Genomic DNA, 17,720 nt, shown 5'->3' on the forward strand with positions numbered 1-17,720 from the left:
AGCGATGAACATTCATGCGGGCCAGACCCTGACCCCGGCGGAAAACGCGCTCGTCGAGGCATTTGCCGAGCGGCTTTCCGACCTGCCGGGCGACGCCGAGGTGACCACCCGGCGCGACGACGCCATCGAGGCCTTGAAGATCGGCCTGCCGACGCGGCGGATCGAGGCGTGGCACTATACCGACCTTCGCCGTCTTCTGAACTCGGTTCCGGCCTTCGATCCGGCGGCCAAGCCGCAGGCGGTGCGTCCGCTGCTCGAAGGCTCGGCGCTTTATCGCGTCTTGAACGGCGTCGCGGAAAAGGCGCCGACGCTGGAAGGCGTTGCCAGCGAGCTCTTCCGCGACCGGCTGCTTGCCGGCGATCCCGGCAAGGCGTTCGCGATCGAGGACGATGCCGATGCGATCGGCACGGTCAACGTCGCCTTCGTTTCCGATGGCCATACGCTGACGATCGCCGACGGCGCGGAGATCGAGGCGCCGATCGAACTGCAGAACGTTCAGGCCGGCGGCCAGGCGCATACCCGCTTCGCGGTCTCGGCCGGCGCGGGCTCGAAGGCGGTGATCGTCGAGCGCCAGACCGGTTCCGGCGATGCGCTGGTCAGTTCCGTCAGCGAACTCGAGGTCGGCGACGGCGCCGAGATCGTGTGGCTGATCCTGCAGGAACAGCCGAAAGGCGCGACCCAGCTCGGCCAGATCAAGGTGACGATCGGCAAGGACGCCAAGCTGACGCTGTTCCTCATGAACGCCGGCGGCAAGCTGGTGCGCCAGGAAGTGCGCGTGGTGGCGGCCGGCGAAGGCTCGGATTTCAAGCTGCGCGGAGCGAACCTCCTCGGCGGAGAGACGCATTGCGACGTGACGATGGTTCTCGACCATGCCGCGCCCGACACGACCTCCACCGAGGTCATCCGCAATGTCGTGCTCGACAAGGCGCGCGGCGTCTTCCAGGGACAGATCCGCGTCGCGGCGATCGCCCAGAAGACCGATGCGAAGATGGCGTGCAACACGCTTCTTCTTTCGGACGACGGCGAATTCTCGACCAAGCCGGAGCTGGAGATCTTCGCCGACGACGTGGCCTGCGGCCATGGCGCGACGGTGACCGAGATCAACCATGACCACCTCTTCTACCTGATGGCGCGCGGCGTCGAGGAGAAGCTGGCGCGCGGGCTGCTCGTCAAGGCCTTCCTCGCCGAAGTGATCGAGGAGCTCGAGGAGGAAAACATCGTCGAGGCGCTGGAAGAGAAACTGACCCAGTGGTTCGCCGCGCACGGGTGAGTCCGGCGCGGAGAACCTTTGCCCTCGTCCGGGTCGAAACGGGCTCGAACTGATCGAAAGAGCAACGAACGTGGACCAGTCCGTCGAACAAACCGCCTATGACGTGGAGGCCATCCGCCGCGACTTTCCGATCCTTTCGCGCGAGGTCTACGGCAAACCGCTGGTCTATCTCGACAACGGCGCGTCGGCGCAGAAGCCGCAGGCCATGCTCGACGCGGTCCTGTACGCCTATTCGAACGAATATGCGAACGTGCACCGCGGCCTCCATTTTCTGTCGAACGCCGCGACCGACGCCTATGAGAAAGCGCGCGAGACCGTGCGCCGCTTCCTCAACGCGGGAAGCGTCGACGAGATCGTCTTCACCAAGTCCACGACCGAGGCGATCAACACGGTCGCCTATGGCTGGGGCATGCCGAATATCGGCGAGGGCGACGAGATCGTCATCTCGATCATGGAGCACCATTCCAACATCGTTCCCTGGCATTTCATCCGGGAAAGGCAGGGCGCGAAGCTGGTCTGGGTGCCGGTCGACGACGACGGCGCGTTCCATGTCGAGGAATTCGAGAAGCGGCTGACGGAGCGCACCAAGCTCGTCGCCATCACCCACATGTCGAACATGCTCGGAACGGTGACGCCGATCAAGGAGATCGTGCGGATCGCACATGAACGCGGCATCCCCGTGCTCGTCGACGGCAGCCAGGCCGCCGTCCACATGCCGGTCGACGTGCGCGAGCTCGATTGCGACTTCTACGTCTTCACCGGTCACAAGATGTACGGGCCGTCGGGCATCGGCGTGCTCTACGGCAAGAAGGCGATGCTCGACGCGATGCGCCCCTTCCAAGGCGGCGGCGAGATGATCGAGGACGTGACCGAGGACAAGGTCACATACAACGAGCCGCCGCACCGCTTCGAGGCGGGCACGCCGCCGATCGTGCAGGCGATCGGTCTGGGCGCGTCGCTCGAATACATGGAAAAGGTCGGCCGCGAGGCGATCGCCGCGCACGAGGCGAAGCTTCTCGCCTATGCCCATGAGCGCCTGCGCGGGATCAACTCGCTGCGCATCTTCGGCAACGCGCCCGGCAAGGGCGCGATCGTCTCCTTCGAACTGCAGGGCATCCACGCGCATGACGTGTCGATGGTCATCGACCGCGCCGGCGTTGCCGTGCGCGCGGGTACGCATTGCGCGCAGCCCCTGCTCAAGCGTTTCGGCGTGACCTCGACATGCCGTGCCTCATTCGCCATGTACAACACATTGGGGGAGGTGGACGCGCTGGCGGAGGCGCTGGAAAAGGCACGCAAGTTTTTCGGATGACGGCCATGGATGAAAATATCGGCACTGACGAAGCTCCCGAGATCACCGGGGAAGGCAAGGCCGCTTCCGCCATTCCCGCGGAGGAGCTGGCGCGGCTGACGGACGACATCATTTCCGCGCTCAAGACGGTCTACGATCCGGAGATACCGGCCGACATCTACGAGCTCGGCCTGATCTACAAGATCGACATCGAGGACGATCGCTCGGTGAAGATCGACATGACGCTGACGGCGCCGGGCTGCCCGGTGGCGGGTGAAATGCCGGGTTGGGTGCAGAACGCGGTGGGCGCGGTCGAAGGGGTCTCGGACGTCGACGTGTCGATGGTGTTCGATCCGCCATGGACGCCGGACCGCATGTCGGAGGAAGCGCAGGTCGCGGTCGGATGGTACTGACGAATGGCGGTTCAATCCGCCATCCGTCCCTCAGGGTTTCAACGCGCGCGCCTCATTCGATGATATGAACGATCTCGCGCGTCTGGGGATCGACGAGAATCGTGCGGTTCTCGACCACGACGTAGCCGTACTGGTCGGTGATTTCCGGTACCTCGATCGCGTGGACATCGATGGCGTCGGGCAACACCGACCCCACCGCGATCTCGATGTCGGGAGGCGGCGCTATCGGGGCGACTTCGTGGGTGGTGATGTATTCGCGGATCACCGTTTCCTGCTCGGGAGCGACGATGACAGTTTGAGCCGCAGCGCTTCCCGCCATCAGGAACAGAGCGCAGGCGCTTGCAAGGTGGAGCCTCATGAGACATCTCCTTTTTCTCGATGCCTGCCAAACATTGGGGTTGCGAAAACTGTTCCATCACGAACAATCAACGGCATACACACGAAACAGAGCACCGGCTTGCATCGCGGCCGATTCTTCACCATTTTAGGATAGAAGCATTTCGCGGGCCTTGAACCCGTCAGGAGTGGAGACAGACATGGGACGCTTCGCCGTCATCAGCATGACCGACAAGGCCGCCGAACGCGTGCGCGAGATCGTCGCGACCCGCGAGAGCGCCGCCGGGATACGCCTCGGCATCAAGAAGGGCGGCTGCGCCGGAATGGAATACACGATCGACCTGGTGACGGAGCCCAAGCCTGGCGACGATCACATCGAGCGTGGCGGCGCCCACGTCTATGTCGCGCCGGAAGCGGCGCTCTTCCTGCTCGGTACCGAGATGGATTTCGAGACGACGACCTTGCGGACCGGCTTCACCTTCAGGAACCCGAACCAGAGCTCGGCCTGCGGCTGCGGCGAATCGGTGGAACTGAAGCCCGCCGACCTCAAGGCCCTGGCGGATGCGCGCGCGCAAAGCGCGGCGTAATCTACTCCATCCACAATCCGCGCTTGCGATGCCAGCCGGCGATCGATTCCTCGGGATATAGGTCGAAGGTCGCATCGCCCCGGCGGATGTCCGGTTCGACCCAGGACGCCTTGTATTTCAACATCAGATGCACCGTCTCCAGCGCTTTCGGCAATTCGCTGTCGATGGCGGAGGAAAACGGGTGGACGAGCTCCGGCCACGTCGGGTCGTAGAGCCACAGGGCGGAGCCACATTCGCGGCAGAAGCGCCGCTCGCCAGTCGAAATCTCGCAATGGGGATGCTCGTCGTCGTGGATCGCGGCGCGGTAGAGGCCGAGATCGTCTTCCCCCTCCACCTTCAGCGTGGCGGAATCGGCGGCGAGATTGATCGCATATCCGCCGCCGCCCTGCTGCTTGCGGCAGATCGAGCAGTAGCAGCGCTGGTAGGGCACGGGCGTATGGCTCATGACCTCGAAACGGACGGCGCCGCAGCGGCAGGAGCCTTTCAGGAGCATGGGCATGGCGGCTTTCCTCGGTTTCGTCTTTGACGCAGATTAGCCAAACGGCCAAGGAGCGCCGAAGTTGCAAAGGACCACAGACATGACGAATGACGACATTGCCGATCTGTTCGCGGGGCTCGGCCCGGTCGCCATCAAGCGGATGTTCGGCGGCAAGGGGATCTATCACCACGGGCTGATCGTCGCGCTGGAAGTCTCCGGCGAGATATTGCTCAAGGCGGATAGCGAGAGCGCGCCGGAATTCGAGGCAGCCGGCAGCCGGCAGTGGATCTATGAGGGGGGCAAGGGCAGGGGGCCCGTCGCCATGCCCTATTGGAGCATACCCGACGAGGCCATCGACGACCCCGACGAGATGGCGCTGTGGGCGCGAAAGGCCTACGAAGCCTCGGTCAGGGCGAGGAAGTGATCAGACCCGCGCGGGTATCTTCATGAAGGCGGGCACGTCGTCGCCGAAGCCGACAGGCGCCGGCTCGTCGTCGTCGCGGCGATGCCTGGCGCGCTCCTCGCGCCGCGGGCGCTGCTGAGGCTCCGCGTTCTTGTCGACCTTCCTGCGCTCCGCGTTGTCGGCCTTGATGGCGTCCTTGCGCGAGTGCCTGTCGTCGCGGTCCTCGTTCGTCGAAACGGCCGTCTTGCCGGCGTCCTCGCCATCCGCGGCGGGCTTTCCGCGTCCGCGGCCGCGCGGCTTGCGCTCGTCATCGCCCCTGCCGCGCGCGCTCTTGCGCGGTCCGCGACCGCGCCGCGGTGCTTCGTCCTCGCCCTCGTCGGTGGAAACGGTCGAAAGATCCCCGTCCAGCCATTCGATCTTGTTGCCGATCAGCTTTTCGATCGCATCGAGATATTTGGTGTCGGACTTGGTGACGATGGTGAAGGACTTGCCCGAGCGTCCCGCCCGGCCGGTGCGGCCGATGCGATGCACATAGTCCTCGGCATGGATCGGGACGTCGAAATTGAAGACGTGGCTGACATCGGGAATGTCGAGGCCTCGCGCCGCGACGTCGGAAGCCACCAGCAGCTTCAGCTTGCCGTCGCGGAAGGCGGCAAGCATCGCCATGCGCGCGCGCTGGTCCATGTCGCCGTGCAGCGCGCCGGCGTCGAAATCGTGCTTCACCAGCGAGCGGAAGAGCTCGGAGACGTCGACCTTGCGGTTGCAGAAGATGATCGCGTTCTTGAGCTCGCCTTCCTCGGCGCGGATCAGGTCGCGCAGCGTCGCGCGCTTGTCCCAGCTCTTGGATTTCGACTTCACCAGCCGCTGCGTGATGTTCTGCCCGGTGGAGGCTGCCTTCGACACCTCGACGCGCACCGGCGCCTGCAGGAACTGCTCCGTCAGCTTGGTGATCTCGGGCGGCATGGTTGCCGAGAAGAACAGCGTCTGGCGCGTGAAGGGGATGAGCTTCGCTATCCGCTCGATGTCGGGGATGAAGCCCATGTCGAGCATGCGGTCGGCCTCGTCGATGACCAGGACCTCGACCGCGGAAAGAAGCAGCTTGCCGCGCTCGAAATGGTCGAGCAGGCGGCCGGGCGTCGCGATCAGCACGTCGGCGCCGCGCTCCAGCTTCTTTTCCTGCTCGTCGAAGGAAACGCCGCCGATGAGAAGCGCGATGTTGAGGCGATGATTCTTGCCGTATTTGACGAAGTTCTCCTCGACCTGCGCGGCGAGCTCGCGCGTCGGCTCGAGGATCAGGGTGCGCGGCATGCGGGCGCGGGCGCGGCCCTTCTCCAGCCGCGTCAGCATCGGCAGGACGAAGGAGGCGGTCTTGCCGGTTCCGGTCTGCGCGATGCCCAGGACGTCCTTGCCCTCCAGCGCATGCGGGATCGCGCCCGCCTGGATGGGGGTGGGGTTCTGGTAACCTGCGTCAGTCACCGCCGAGAGCACTTTCGGAGAAAGGCCGAGGTCGGCGAAGGTGGTTGCGGGCGTTTCGGCCGTCATTTCGGCCTGAATATCGGTCTGATCGTCAGATGACACGTTTTGGCTGTCTTTGCTCGTTCGCGAGGCGGATGCGCTGCGCATGCACGTGGCCCGGCGCGGCGCGCGCGGATACATGGCGGCAGGCGTTAAGCCGCGATTAACGCGATGTCAACCTGATGCAGCCCGAAAGCAATGCAATAGACGTGATTCAAGGTAAATTTCATGTGCGTATAACACTTAATACCTGAATTGTTCGGCGAGAATGCGCTCGTCCCATGAATGACTTGCGTCAAAAAGGATAGTCGCCGTGGACCGGCGCGATTCCCGGACGCTGACGGAAACCACCGATTTCACCTCCGCGTGGTCGGCAACCGCGTTCACCGGGCGCTTGTCGGCCTCCAATATGTCGAAGCGGACCACCGAGCGGTTGGGAATGAGGGCGCCGCGCCAGCGACGCGGGCGGAACGGGCTGACCGGCGTCAGCGCGAGCAGGGGGGCGTCGAGCGGCAGGATCGGCCCATGCGCGGAGAGATTGTAGGCGGTGGAGCCGGCGGGCGTCGCCACCATCACGCCGTCGCAAATCAATTCGTCGAGGCGGACATGGTCGTCGATGGTGATCCTGATCTTCGCCGCCTGGGCGGATTGACGGAACAACGACACCTCGTTGATGGCGCGCATGGTCTCGGTCTTGCCGCCGGCGGTCGTCGCCTCAGTCACCAGCGGCCGGATCGTCTCGGGAACGGCTGCGTCGATGCGCTCGCGCAGGCCGACCTCGGAATATTCGTTCATGAGGAAGCCGACCGTGCCGCGGTTCATGCCGTAGATCTTGCGGCCGCTGTCCATGTGCTCGTGCAGCGTCTGCAGCATGAAGCCGTCGCCGCCGAGCGCGACGATCGTCCTGGCTTCCTCGATCTGCGACTGGCCGTAGAGCGCGGCGAGCCGCTTGGCCGCCTCGCGCGCGTCGTCATTGTCCGCCGAAATGAAGGCTATCGCGGAAGAACCGTCCGTCATGTCGAACCGCAGCCCCTTGTCGTGACACGATGATCCTGCGGCCAACGGCCTATCATGCGTCAACCGGGCTGCATAGGGCCGGATGCGAAACGGCGATCGCCACATTCCGCTTTACTGGCGCGCATTTTGTGATAACCCGACCCCGTGCCCTTGTAGCTCAGTTGGTAGAGCACCTGATTTGTAATCAGGGGGTCGGCGGTTCGAGTCCGTCCGGGGGCACCAATTTTCCTGTGCCCGGCCCGGAGACATAGGTAACAGTTTGTACCTAAGACATGGGTGACAATCTCGTGCCGAACGGATCGTCGATGATCTGCAGGGTTCTCTGTTCGAGTTCGATGAGTTGTCGAGCATGCGAAGCCCTTTCTCCCGCACGGGGCGGCAATTGATATTTTTGAGGAAGGTAACTAGCCTGCCTATTTGGGACCGCTATGGGGGGGAAGGTGGGTGCCAATTGCAATATCTGCGGCTCGAACGACTGGGCCGACATGAATGGTCGCAGTGGCGTTCGCTGCGCCTCCTGCAATTCACTGGAGCGGACGAGAGCAATAAAGCTCGTTCTTGATCGCCTCAATATCCCGAAGCCAGGCGATTATATCCTGCACTTTGCTCCCGAGCGGGGATTGGCGGAATATTTCGCTAGGGTTTCGCCCGGCGGCTATGCTCCAGTCGACTTTGATCCTTCTCTCTACTCGAAAACAGATGTGACCAAATTCGACCTGACGACCGACGGCGAGTCGTTGCCGTCAGACCATTACGACCTGATCATTCACTCGCACGTTTTGGAGCACGTTCCCTGCAACCTCGCGTATGTGTTCCATCATCTATCTCGGGCGCTGAAGGCGACCGGCTATCACATCTTCAGCGTACCGCTCATGCGCGGACACTATGACGAATACTTCGGACCTCTGTCGAGTGAGGAGGCCGTTCGGCGCTTCGGCCAGCATGATCATGTTAGACGCTTCGGTCTAGCAGACATCTCCCGCCATCTCGGCGCAATCGTTCGGATCAATAAGAACTATTCGCTATATGAATACGCTGACGAAGAAACCATTTCCCACCATAATATCCCAGCGTCCCAGCGAAGCGGGCTTCACAGCAGCACTGTCTTCGTCACCAGAAAGCAGGACTATTTGCTAGGTGAATACGAACGGCCCGCCGTGTCGTGAGATCTTCCGTTTCGGAAGCAATGTCTAAAGGGCGGATGGGTTCATCGCGATTCACTGGCCGCCAGGAGCGAGTAGCTCAATCCACATAAATACCCATCGGTGCAGTGTGGATTTCCTAACGATTGACATTGCCGGACAGGCCACGGAAAAGGCAGCGCTAGATTAGCTGCATTGAGGAAGAGAGATGCCGTTAGGGGCTATAGCGGGCGCCATTCGGAAGTTGCTCCGAAGGGAGAAGGTGGCAGTTCTATTTCACATATATTACGAGGATGCGGTCGATGAGATCGTTGCAGCTCTTTCGAACACGACATTGAAATTCGACCTGTATGTCACGCACTCGTCGCCGCTGGCTCAGAAGACGATAGACGCCCTAGAAGCTCTTCCGGCGGTGGCTCACTTTCTCAAGATTGAGAATAAGGGAATGGACATTTATCCGTTCCTGAAGGCTTTAGAGCACTTTCAGCTTTTCAATGGTCGTATCGTTTGCAAGCTCCACACCAAGCGCGGCGATGGCGAGATAGGCAATGTCTGGAAAGACCAGTTGCTTACCGCCGCCTTGGGCGACGGAGCGCGGTTCTCTGAAAATGTGACCTTTCTCCGCGATAACCCCAGCGTGCATTTGCTGGGCGCCGATTCTGTCTATCTGTCGGCACACCAAGCGATGAAGCAGAACGCGTCCGATGTCGAACTCATCAACTCGACGTGGCTCAAGACCGACATTGAAACCGATTGGGGCTTTTTCGCCGGTACAATGTTTTGGGCGCGGTCAGAAATATTCAAGCCGCTTCCTAAAGCATCGGAAATCGCAGAAAAGTTCGAACGGGGCGCCACGAGAGGTGACGGCGAGTTCGCGCATGCATTGGAACGCGTCTTTGGCCTTCTCCCACGGCTGGCTCGAGGCACGGTCGCGACGCTCGTCTTAAGTCCTCGTGGCGCCATTCAAAAGCTCGACCCCAAACCATCTCGGCGCGCAATAAGCCAGATCATGCGAGACATAAAATCAACGCAAGTCTCCTTGGAACGCGTTGACATTGACACGTAACACCAAGGTGCTATTCGGCGCTTTCGACCCAATCAGCTAGGCAACAGATTCGACGCACACCAGCGGCGGCGGGGGATTACATGATCGGACGTTCGACGTCTCATCTGCGACTTGTGGCGCGGCCGGCACGGCTCGCTTCACTTTTGCGAAATTATTGGGCCATTAGGGCCAGTGATCTGTTCGATGGCCGTTGGTATCTCGCCAACAATCCCGATGTTAAGGCAGCGGGGATCAGCCCAGTCTGGCACTACCTTCTACACGGTGCTCTAGAAGGAAGGGAGCCCGGCCCATTCTTTTCAGGAGCTGGCTATCTTGCGCGCAATCCGGACGTGAAAGCTGCTGGCTTCAATCCAGTGCTCCATTACCTTCGGTATGGCCGCCACGAAGGAAGAACCATCGAACCGAAGCGGGCGGCGCTAGCGCAAAGGAAGGATGCGGTCCCCATAGACGAATTTTCTTGGATCTACGCCACGCAGGGGAGGCGCTAGCCGCTCCGGCTAGAGCCGTGCCGTCGCGCGACCAGCCTATGTCTCCGACAATGCCGTCGCGAGGCCGCCCTTGTCCCCTGCGCACCCCGCTGTTGTCGTAATTCAGCTGCTCAACCCGAAGGTGGCCACCTTAAGGCCTATTTGCGAGCAGCAACAAAGCTAATTTTAGTGCCGAGCGGTCAGGCCATCGAACGTCAGACGAAGGTGGGATTCAAAGTCCAAGTCCGGCTTCCATCCAATTTCTTCCTGTATTTTGGCAATATCCAAAATGCTGACAGGAACATCAAGTTGGCGCTGCTCAGAAAAAGTTCGACCAAGCGTTGTGCCGACAACGCGCTCAATAGAATCCACGATATCGATTAGGCTACGCCCGACGCCGCTGCCGACGTTGTAGATGTGAAATGAACTGCATTTATCTGCTGCGAGGAGCAAGGCGGATACAACGTCATCGATATACACATAATCTCGAACTATCGACCCATCCCCCCATATTTCAAACGGCATACGGTCAATAGCAGATCGCAAGAAACGTCCTATCACCCCCTGGCCCTTTTCGCCTGTTTGCGCCGGGCCAAAAGGATTAGCGATACGAAGTATGGAGGTAGGGATGCCGGATCGAACATGCCCAAATCGTAACGCATTCTCGCTCATGAGCTTTGTCAGCCCATATACCCCGATCGGATTCGTTGGTGCAAATTCCGGTGTGGGTATTTGCGTCGGTTTTCCGTAGACAGTGCCCCCCGACGAAGCGAAAATGAGCTTGCTCCCCCTCTGAGCGCAGGCCTTGATAATCTCGGTAAGTGGCAGCAAGTTGTCACTAATGTCTCGGTTCCAATTGTGTTCAGCGGATGCTGGCGTATTTGTATGCGCCAGATGAAATACGACATCAGCCTTGGAAATTTCCTCGCGAATGAGACTGAAGTTCTCCAAACTCGATGAAATGTGCCTCAGGTTTTTATGTGCTATCGTGTTGACCGAGCGCGCGATGGTAGAGGTGGAAATGCCGCGAGCGAGTAGCTCGTCTCGTAGCGCCGACCCGATAAAGCCGGTGCCGCCGATTATCAAAGCTCTCATCCATTCACCGTTTTCTGACCGCATTTAAGATCGTTGTTGAGATTGGCGACGGGAGCCCAATCATATGCGCCGGTCGAGCTTGTGTACTTTACGATGGTGACGTCCGGTCTGAGTGCCAGGTCAGAAAGCGATGAGCGCTGTTCGTCAGGAATCAAGCGAATGAGGACATTTGATCCTGCAGCGACCATTTGGTCGACCGCATCGAGATAATCAATGATGCCCTCCATGTTATCGATCACGAGCAAAGGGGGAGGCGATGAATGTTCATGAAAATTGGCCACGACGGATGAAAGCGACGATTTGTCGGGAGTGAGCCTTTCCACACGCCGGCATATTGTCTTCAAGGCTCTCACAAGCCCCGCATCCTCCGACAACACAACCGCGTCCGGTCTTGTTTGCAGGCGACCGGAATAGCTCAACGTGCGCCATACCGTGCGCCCGAAGCCTGTGCTGGCGCAGTTGGGGCAAATATCCTCGTCAGACCGGGCGTTGTTTCGGGTAAATGAGGTCCCTTGCCAGCCACAGCAGCCGCAATGCATCGTCTGGCGCGAGGAGATACGATCGAAGTTGCTCACCTGGGCATGTGTGCTTGGATGAACAAAGATCGTGTTTTCGTCGACCAGACTCAGTGCCCTGGGGAGGGTCTTGTTGCTCACGGACGCTACCATCGGCAGATCAAGGAGTTCATATCCACAGCTCAGCAGGTAATAGCTGTATTCGACGTCCATTCCGTCCTGTGGCACGAGCTCATTAAATCCGCCAACATCAACAAATGCTCGGCGTCTCAATATGTAGAAACCGCCCTGAACGTGATTTATGAGCTTATCGGGGTTGTTTTGCGCATATTCCTTGTTGCGCCAAGAGCCGAAGGATGGGTAGCTCTGGATCTGCTCGCCAGTTGCATGCTTCGCCAAGGGGAGGAGATGTCCCCCCATCGCTGCATTGGGGTGTCGATCCATTGCCCGTACAATTTCTCGCTCCCATCCATGTTTCAGGATGAAGCCTTCTTTGCTGCAGATATAGATCGCATATTCGGACTCACACCGATCAAGCGCGATATTCGATGCTGGTCCGCAGAATATGTTTTCCGGAAGTTCTATAAATGTAGAATTTTTTTTCGACGAAAGTTGATTTTTTATCGATTTTTTAAATGAATCATCACTATTGTTGTCAACAATAGTTAGTCTAAATGGCATGGATGTAAATTTATATATTCTATTTATTATTTCTGATGTTTCGACTATATTTCTATATTTTTCATTGTCGTACGTTACAAGGAATATATGTATTGGGCGCTTGCTTAGGCAGTCGAGCAGCGTTGCCATGGTTTGATCTACGCTTGCATAGGAGCGCGCTTTTTGGTTCGCGTCCTCGATCAGTTGCGCGAGACGTTGATCTGGGGTTTGCCGGAAGCGCTCGATTGCCTCCGCTATGGCCAGAGGACTTTCCGGATCGGCGAGATGGCCAGTTACTCCGTCTATGACCAAATCGGGAATGTTGGCTATTTTCGAGCTCAGAACCGGCACGCCTGCGGCCATTGCTTCCAGCAACACCGTTGGCAACCCGTCGAGATCGCCGTTTTCGGCCTGTACACATGGGAGAACAAACAAATCGGCTGAATGGTAGATCTCATGGAGTTCGCCGATCGTGGATGGGCCGCGCTCCAATTTGATGTTGCTGGTGCCAAGCTGTTCGATTTGGCGCGCGAGCGACTGTTCCTCCGGTCCATAGCCGTAGATCGTGACGACCGCGTCCTTTATGTATGGGGCGGCGTCGATCAGATATTTGAAGCCCTTTTTTTCCACGAAGCGCCCGACCGAGACGATGTTCAGGGGCGTGTTCGTCGTCCTCGGCCGCGGCTTGAATTCAGGAAGACCGACTGCTTGACGCTCCATCACGATCTTATTCGAGGGAACACCCGAGGAAATCAGGAAATCGCGATGGTATGAGCCGAGCGTGATGACGCCGGCGCAATTTGCTGATGCGGTTACCTCGGCGATCCTGTTGCGCTTACGGTTGGTGTGATGAGAAATATCGACGCCGCCAGGCATGAACGTGAACGGAATGTCGACAGCTTCCGCTGCCGGCCAGGTCAACAGCGTGGTGGCAGGATAAGCGAATGGAGAATGCAAGGCGGTGCGCTGATGCTGCCTCAGCAAGGCTGAAAGCTCGTTCGCATCCTTCACTTGATACTGGTCGACCGCAAAGTCCAGGGAAAACGACTTGTCTGGAGCGACATGATAATAGACCTTGACGTCAATGCCATGCTCGACGAGCCACCGCACCTCATTGATCACGAATGTTTGCGACATTGCCGGCCAATCCCAAACGACATAGCCGATGCGTGGCGGGTTGGGGATGCCGCCATTGGTGGTATCGAGTAGACGTTGAAGGGAATGTTGCGGCTGATGTATCTCTCGTATGAGGACAAGTTGCTTCTCATCAACGACATGTCGATTTCGGATTGCCTCCATCAGCTTCGGAAGGTCGCCGTTGACGTGTTGTGTGTGAGTAATGCGTGCGCCATTCCCGCCGTCATAATATTCAACACCCAGAAAAGGAGCATAAGCGGTACGGTTGAACTTGGTTAGGTTCAGTATGAACTCCCAATCAACGAGGCGTTTCAATTGAGTGTCGAACCGAAAGTTCCGATGACGGAAATTTCGGTGAGCAAAACAGTTCAAATCTATGTAATTGAGCTTGTGGCAGGCTTCCCACAGGAAATCCGTGCCCCGGAAAAACCTTTCTCCTTGGTCTCCCATGCACCTAAGGCCACAATAGGCCGTCTTTAGACCCGCCTTCTCCATGTATACGATCAGCGATCGCAGGTGATTTTCATACCAGATATTGTCGCTATCCAGATAGAAAACGAACTGACCCTGAGCCGCATCGAGGCCGGCGTTACGAGCGGACGACACGCCGGAGTTGGCTTGCTTGATGTAGCTAATTCGAGGATCGGAAAGATATGGATCAAGAACCGTGCGCGTATGGTCGGTGCTGCCATCATCGATGATGATCAACTGCCAATTGCCATGGGTCTGCCGGATGATTGAATCGATGGCTCTGCTGATCGTTTCCGCGCGATTGTAGGTCGGCATCACGATTGACGCCAGGACGGCATCATATCGATCCTTTTCCTGCGCGTAATGGCGCTGGATTTCACCTAGGAACTGGTTTTCCAGATCCGAGTTCCATTTTGTGTAGCGCCTGTGGCTGTCGATGTACGATTGCTGCTCGGAAAGCCAAGCCGGGACACGCACCTCGTTCAACGTTCTTTCCAGCACGGGGGCATGTTGAGCCAGTGCGCGAACCGGCCCATACTTTCTGTCCTCGTGGCGGCCGTGTCTCAGATAATGGACCAGTGGGTTTATCCCCGCTGATTTCACATCCGGATTTCTAGCAAGATAATCAGACCCGGAGAAAAACGGACCAGGTTCCCTGCCTTCGGAAGCTCCATGGCGGAGATAGTGTAACGCTGTGTTGATTCCCGCTGCCCTCACGTCGGGATTGTTGGCGAGATACCAGGCGCTGTCATGCAGGTCGCTGCGCTTGATGGCCCATACAGCGGGCAAATCATAGATAAGTCGACGTGCTCGCACCAAGCGTTGCACGCGCGATCTTATGCGTCCGTTCATTCGATTCCCCAATTTCGCCGTAGGTCGAGTAAATTGACTGGTGAATTGCTTGCGTCCCTCGGCGAATGCGGGGAGCTTGGCTGATCGTTCGGCGGAGATACCAACTTTAATGTGGGTGTCAACGGACGCATCGCGTGCGGGGTCACATTGCCAGGAGGGGCATGTGCCCCGCATGGTCGGGAATGCGCGCTGCCGTTGGCCCAACGCGAAGAACAGGCGCACGAAAGACGGCGCCGGTGCTGCCCGACGCATGAAGCGGCTGCCGGCATTGCCTTGCGAAAATGCGCCTTTCGAGAAGGAAAGCGCGACGAATCATGTGTGCCCCCGCAATGCGCGACGACCGCAGCGCTACCGCCGAGCCGGCCACGAATCTCCGGGGCGCGACTTGGCGAGCCGCATGCCGCCCGCAACCGTGAAATTTTCACCGGGTCCGTTGTAGATTTTATGACAGCACGGGTTCGGTCGTCGCCTTTTCCGCCCATGGGGCGTTTCTCACATCGTCCGGCGCGATTTCCGGCGTGCGTCAGGCGCGGCCCCTTAAAGGCCCTTAAATCGCGGTCGCCGGCACCCCATCTATCCCACGGCTCGTGGAAACAAGGAGGAGCCGCCATGCTGCGACTTGTCGTGATCGTCCCGCTGCTGGTGCTGCTCGCCTTCGTGGCGTTTCAGATTGTCCGCGCCGCGCGGTCGTCCGGCCTCGACTGGAACGGCATCGCCTTTGCCGTCGGTTTCGTGGCGCTCGCCTTCTATCTGCATCACGCAACCGGAATGGGCTGACGCTCAGCCGGCGGATTTCAGATAGGCCCGCGCGGCGTAGAGCGCGACTGCCGCGGCGTTGGAGACGTTGAGCGAGTGGATCGCACCCGGCATGTCGAGACGGGCAAGCGCGTCGACGGTCTCGCGCGTCTTCTGGCGCAGGCCCTTGCCCTCGGCCCCGAGCACGAGCGCGACGCGCGCGCCCGAGAAAGTCTCCTCCAGCTCCGCCGGGCCCGCCGAATCGAGGCCAACGGTCTGGAAGCCCGCCGCGTTCAATTCCTCGAGCGCGCTCGCAAGGTTGCGCACCTCGATATGGTCGATGTGCTCCAGCGCGCCGGAGGCGGATTTGGCGAGCACGCCCGTTTCCGACGGGCTGTGGCGGGCGGTGGTGACGAGCGCCCCCGCGCCGAAGGCGACGGCGGAGCGCATGATCGCGCCGACATTGTGCGGGTCGGTCACCTGGTCGAGGACGAGAATCAGCGAGGTGTCGCCGAGCGCGGAAAGCGGCTTCGGCTTGAGCGGTTCGGCCTCGACGAGCACGCCCTGGTGCACGGCTTCGGAACCGGTGATGCGGTCGATGTCGCGCGGCTCGACGATTTCCGCCGGGAAGGGCAGGGAGAGCGGCTCGGCGAGGTCCAGCCGGGCGAGCGCGTTGCGCGTGACCAGCATCCGGCGGATGCTGCGTCTCGGATTGTCGAGCACGGCGCGGACAGTGTGCAGGCCGTACAGCCTCACCAGGCCGTCGGCCGGCGGATCACCGGCGATCGCGGGCCTGCGCGGCTGCTTGCCGGGAACGGGCGCGCTGCGCACTCCCTTCTGGTCGCGATGCGCGCGGCGCAGGCGGGCATAATGGCTGTCCTTGGGCGTGCCGGGCTTGTTTTCCTTGCTCATGGCCGCCTCTATAGACGGGTATGATCGCCGTGGATACGGGAGGAACGGCGGCGAAGTCGAAATTACCCGCAAATTGCGTCCATGCGTGGTTGACACGCTTTGCCCTTGCCGCCATAAGGCGCTCGCGGATTTTCGGCGGCGGCAAGAAAGCCACTCAACGTCGATCCCGCATTGCCTCGCAGCATGGCTCCGGCGCAGTACGGAGGGGTGCCCGAGTGGTTAAAGGGGACGGACTGTAAATCCGTTGGCTATGCCTACGTTGGTTCGAATCCAACCCCCTCCACCACTGCGCATCGGAGCCAGGAAAGCGGGTATAGCTCAATGGTAGAGCAGCAGCCTTCCAAGCTGAATATGCGGGTTCGATTCCCGCTACCCGCTCCAGACGTTTGTTTCTTTCACTTCGATTTAGGTCGGGCGCTGGCGACTATCTTCTTTTCGCCCGGAAATGAAAGATAGCGACAATTGACGGCTGATCACTGCTCCCCTAACAGGCTCTTGGGGCTTGTTAAGATAGGGGCGGGGGATGAGATGCTATCTCATCAATCTCGATCGTTCGGACGATCGTCTTTTGCGTATGACTGCAGAGTTTGAACGGATTGGGCTGGAATTTACGCGGGTGCCTGCCGTCGATGGACGATCTTTCGCGCCAGAACGGCTTTATGAACTGATGTCCGAACAGCGACCCTGGGCCGCGCCGCTTACTGCGTCCGAGATCGGCTGCTTTCTAAGTCACAAGCGTTGTTTGGAACTTATTGCTGTAGGTGCGGATGAATACGCGGCCATTTTCGAGGACGACGTTATCTTCGCCCAAGATGCCAGAATGCTGCTAAATTCCGATGGTTGGATCCCTGAAGATGCGGATGTCGTGAAAATCGAGACACACCGCAAGAAGGTCCTCACGGACCAGCCTATTTCCTGTCGAGATTCCCGGTTTAGTGTAGCACGGCTTTGCAGTGGACATATTTTAGCTGCTGGATACGTCGTATCTCGAGATGCGGCGCAGCGACTTCTCGATGAAATGAAAATAATTTCAGTTCCTATAGACCACCTACTTTTCAATCCTTCGCACGGTGTTTTTTCGAAGCTGGTCATATACCAGTTGCTTCCCGCGCTCTGTATCCAATCAGGTGTCGTGAGCACGATTGAGGCGGAGCGGCAGGGCTCATATGAGCGACCACCGCTGGGCTCACGTATTGTACGCGAGCTAAAGCGGATTGTAAGGCGAACGGGCTCAGGTGCAGTTGGACTATGGATAAATTGTGCGACCAAGCGCCGATGGGGACGCGTGCCGTTTTCCTAACGCGATTGTGGGGCCGCTACCCGCTCCAGGCGTTTACTGCCGGCCGAGCATTCCGCCC

General features: G+C 59.4%; 16 protein-coding genes and 3 tRNA genes. 12 read left to right on the forward strand and 7 right to left on the reverse strand.

Annotated elements, in window-relative coordinates; all coding sequences use genetic code 11:
* Positions 1 to 4: 4 nt before the first annotated feature.
* The 3 genes from sufD to XW59_RS09865 all read left to right on the forward strand — a co-directional run bounded on the left by sufD (position 5) and on the right by XW59_RS09865 (position 2,974).
* Entirely contained in the window at positions 5 to 1,270 is a 1,266-nt protein-coding gene (gene sufD, locus XW59_RS09855; protein ID WP_047144775.1) for a Fe-S cluster assembly protein SufD, read from the forward strand.
* 70 nt (positions 1,271 to 1,340) lie between these two features.
* Positions 1,341 to 2,582: a cysteine desulfurase gene (locus XW59_RS09860; RefSeq protein WP_047144776.1), complete on the forward strand. Its 1,242-nt coding sequence runs from the start codon at positions 1,341 to 1,343 to the stop codon at positions 2,580 to 2,582.
* A gap of 5 nt (positions 2,583 to 2,587) precedes the next feature.
* Positions 2,588 to 2,974: an SUF system Fe-S cluster assembly protein gene (locus tag XW59_RS09865; RefSeq protein WP_170990118.1), complete on the forward strand. Its 387-nt coding sequence runs from the start codon at positions 2,588 to 2,590 to the stop codon at positions 2,972 to 2,974.
* Positions 2,975 to 3,026: 52 nt separating this feature from the next.
* On the opposite strand, the gene XW59_RS09870 is transcribed toward XW59_RS09865, so the two are convergent.
* A complete protein-coding gene (locus tag XW59_RS09870; RefSeq protein ID WP_047144778.1) occupies positions 3,027 to 3,332 on the reverse strand; it encodes a DUF1236 domain-containing protein in 306 nt (101 codons plus the stop codon).
* Positions 3,333 to 3,510: 178 nt separating this feature from the next.
* Here XW59_RS09870 and sufA point away from each other — a divergent pair, with 178 nt between their 5' ends.
* Positions 3,511 to 3,897, forward strand: a complete 387-nt coding sequence (sufA, locus tag XW59_RS09875) for a Fe-S cluster assembly scaffold SufA (protein WP_047144779.1) — start codon at positions 3,511 to 3,513, stop codon at positions 3,895 to 3,897.
* 1 nt (position 3,898) lies between these two features.
* Here the strand turns inward: sufA and XW59_RS09880 are convergent, their stop codons facing one another.
* Positions 3,899 to 4,396, reverse strand: coding sequence for a GFA family protein (locus tag XW59_RS09880; RefSeq protein ID WP_047144780.1), 498 nt, complete (start codon positions 4,394 to 4,396; stop codon positions 3,899 to 3,901).
* Between the two features lie 79 nt (positions 4,397 to 4,475).
* Between XW59_RS09880 and XW59_RS09885 the strand changes: the two genes are divergently transcribed.
* Complete coding sequence (locus XW59_RS09885) at positions 4,476 to 4,799, forward strand: TfoX/Sxy family protein (protein ID WP_047144781.1); 324 nt, start codon at positions 4,476 to 4,478, stop codon at positions 4,797 to 4,799.
* On the opposite strand, the gene XW59_RS09890 is transcribed toward XW59_RS09885, so the two are convergent.
* Together XW59_RS09890 and XW59_RS09895 are read right to left on the reverse strand one after the other, a co-directional pair.
* Positions 4,800 to 6,320 carry a DEAD/DEAH box helicase gene (locus XW59_RS09890; protein ID WP_047144968.1) on the reverse strand — a complete coding sequence of 507 codons (1,521 nt, stop codon included), beginning with the start codon at positions 6,318 to 6,320 and terminating at the stop codon, positions 4,800 to 4,802.
* A 216-nt stretch (positions 6,321 to 6,536) separates the two neighbouring features.
* Positions 6,537 to 7,310, reverse strand: a complete 774-nt coding sequence (locus tag XW59_RS09895; protein WP_047144782.1) for an NAD kinase — start codon at positions 7,308 to 7,310, stop codon at positions 6,537 to 6,539.
* Between the two features lie 146 nt (positions 7,311 to 7,456).
* On the opposite strand from XW59_RS09895, the gene XW59_RS09900 reads away from it, so the two are divergent.
* From XW59_RS09900 to XW59_RS09910, 3 genes are all read left to right on the forward strand, one after another.
* Positions 7,457 to 7,532 (forward strand) — tRNA-Thr (locus tag XW59_RS09900).
* A gap of 218 nt (positions 7,533 to 7,750) precedes the next feature.
* Positions 7,751 to 8,476, forward strand: a complete 726-nt coding sequence (locus XW59_RS09905) for a methyltransferase domain-containing protein (protein ID WP_170990119.1) — start codon at positions 7,751 to 7,753, stop codon at positions 8,474 to 8,476.
* Positions 8,477 to 8,660: 184 nt separating this feature from the next.
* The gene (locus XW59_RS09910; RefSeq protein ID WP_047144783.1) at positions 8,661 to 9,518 is read left to right on the forward strand and encodes a rhamnan synthesis F family protein; all 858 of its coding nucleotides are present in this window, start codon (positions 8,661 to 8,663) and stop codon (positions 9,516 to 9,518) included.
* A 653-nt stretch (positions 9,519 to 10,171) separates the two neighbouring features.
* Here XW59_RS09910 and XW59_RS09915 read toward each other — a convergent pair.
* Positions 10,172 to 11,080 carry an NAD-dependent epimerase/dehydratase family protein gene (locus XW59_RS09915; protein ID WP_047144784.1) on the reverse strand — a complete coding sequence of 303 codons (909 nt, stop codon included), beginning with the start codon at positions 11,078 to 11,080 and terminating at the stop codon, positions 10,172 to 10,174.
* Complete coding sequence (locus XW59_RS09920) at positions 11,077 to 14,715, reverse strand: glycosyltransferase (RefSeq protein ID WP_170990121.1); 3,639 nt, start codon at positions 14,713 to 14,715, stop codon at positions 11,077 to 11,079. Before XW59_RS09920 ends, XW59_RS09915 begins: the two co-directional genes overlap by 4 nt.
* Before the next feature lie 609 nt (positions 14,716 to 15,324).
* Here XW59_RS09920 and XW59_RS29325 point away from each other — a divergent pair.
* Complete coding sequence (locus XW59_RS29325) at positions 15,325 to 15,492, forward strand: hypothetical protein (protein ID WP_170990122.1); 168 nt, start codon at positions 15,325 to 15,327, stop codon at positions 15,490 to 15,492.
* Positions 15,493 to 15,495: 3 nt separating this feature from the next.
* Here XW59_RS29325 and XW59_RS09925 read toward each other — a convergent pair whose 3' ends face one another.
* Positions 15,496 to 16,362, reverse strand: coding sequence for an RNA methyltransferase (locus XW59_RS09925; protein WP_047144786.1), 867 nt, complete (start codon positions 16,360 to 16,362; stop codon positions 15,496 to 15,498).
* 201 nt (positions 16,363 to 16,563) lie between these two features.
* On the opposite strand from XW59_RS09925, the gene XW59_RS09930 reads away from it, so the two are divergent.
* The 3 genes from XW59_RS09930 (at position 16,564) to XW59_RS09940 (ending at position 17,662) form a co-directional block, all read left to right on the forward strand.
* Positions 16,564 to 16,648 (forward strand) — tRNA-Tyr (locus XW59_RS09930).
* A gap of 21 nt (positions 16,649 to 16,669) precedes the next feature.
* Positions 16,670 to 16,743 (forward strand) — tRNA-Gly (locus tag XW59_RS09935).
* A gap of 142 nt (positions 16,744 to 16,885) precedes the next feature.
* On the forward strand, positions 16,886 to 17,662 hold the full coding sequence (locus XW59_RS09940; RefSeq protein WP_082137505.1) for a glycosyltransferase family 25 protein: 777 nt from the start codon (positions 16,886 to 16,888) through the stop codon (positions 17,660 to 17,662).
* Positions 17,663 to 17,720 lie beyond the last annotated feature (58 nt).

The organism is Aquamicrobium sp. LC103 (assembly GCF_001014615.2).
Taxonomy (GTDB): Bacteria; Pseudomonadota; Alphaproteobacteria; order Rhizobiales; family Rhizobiaceae; genus LBCQ02.

Bases quoted from the DNA above. Each gene is read 5' to 3' on its own strand.
- sufD (WP_047144775.1), top strand. From the start codon at position 5: ATGAACATTCATGCGGGCCAGACCCTGACCCCGGCGGAAAACGCGCTC.
- XW59_RS09865 (WP_170990118.1), top strand. From the start codon at position 2,588: ATGGATGAAAATATCGGCACTGACGAAGCTCCCGAGATCACCGGGGAA.
- XW59_RS09870 (WP_047144778.1), bottom strand. From the start codon at position 3,332: ATGAGGCTCCACCTTGCAAGCGCCTGCGCTCTGTTCCTGATGGCGGGA.
- sufA (WP_047144779.1), top strand. From the start codon at position 3,511: ATGGGACGCTTCGCCGTCATCAGCATGACCGACAAGGCCGCCGAACGC.
- XW59_RS09880 (WP_047144780.1), bottom strand. From the start codon at position 4,396: ATGCCCATGCTCCTGAAAGGCTCCTGCCGCTGCGGCGCCGTCCGTTTC.
- XW59_RS09885 (WP_047144781.1), top strand. From the start codon at position 4,476: ATGACGAATGACGACATTGCCGATCTGTTCGCGGGGCTCGGCCCGGTC.
- XW59_RS09890 (WP_047144968.1), bottom strand. From the start codon at position 6,320: ATGACGGCCGAAACGCCCGCAACCACCTTCGCCGACCTCGGCCTTTCT.
- XW59_RS09895 (WP_047144782.1), bottom strand. From the start codon at position 7,310: ATGACGGACGGTTCTTCCGCGATAGCCTTCATTTCGGCGGACAATGAC.
- XW59_RS09910 (WP_047144783.1), top strand. From the start codon at position 8,661: ATGCCGTTAGGGGCTATAGCGGGCGCCATTCGGAAGTTGCTCCGAAGG.
- XW59_RS09915 (WP_047144784.1), bottom strand. From the start codon at position 11,080: ATGAGAGCTTTGATAATCGGCGGCACCGGCTTTATCGGGTCGGCGCTA.
- XW59_RS09920 (WP_170990121.1), bottom strand. From the start codon at position 14,715: ATGAACGGACGCATAAGATCGCGCGTGCAACGCTTGGTGCGAGCACGT.
- XW59_RS29325 (WP_170990122.1), top strand. From the start codon at position 15,325: ATGCTGCGACTTGTCGTGATCGTCCCGCTGCTGGTGCTGCTCGCCTTC.
- XW59_RS09925 (WP_047144786.1), bottom strand. From the start codon at position 16,362: ATGAGCAAGGAAAACAAGCCCGGCACGCCCAAGGACAGCCATTATGCC.
- XW59_RS09940 (WP_082137505.1), top strand. From the start codon at position 16,886: ATGAGATGCTATCTCATCAATCTCGATCGTTCGGACGATCGTCTTTTG.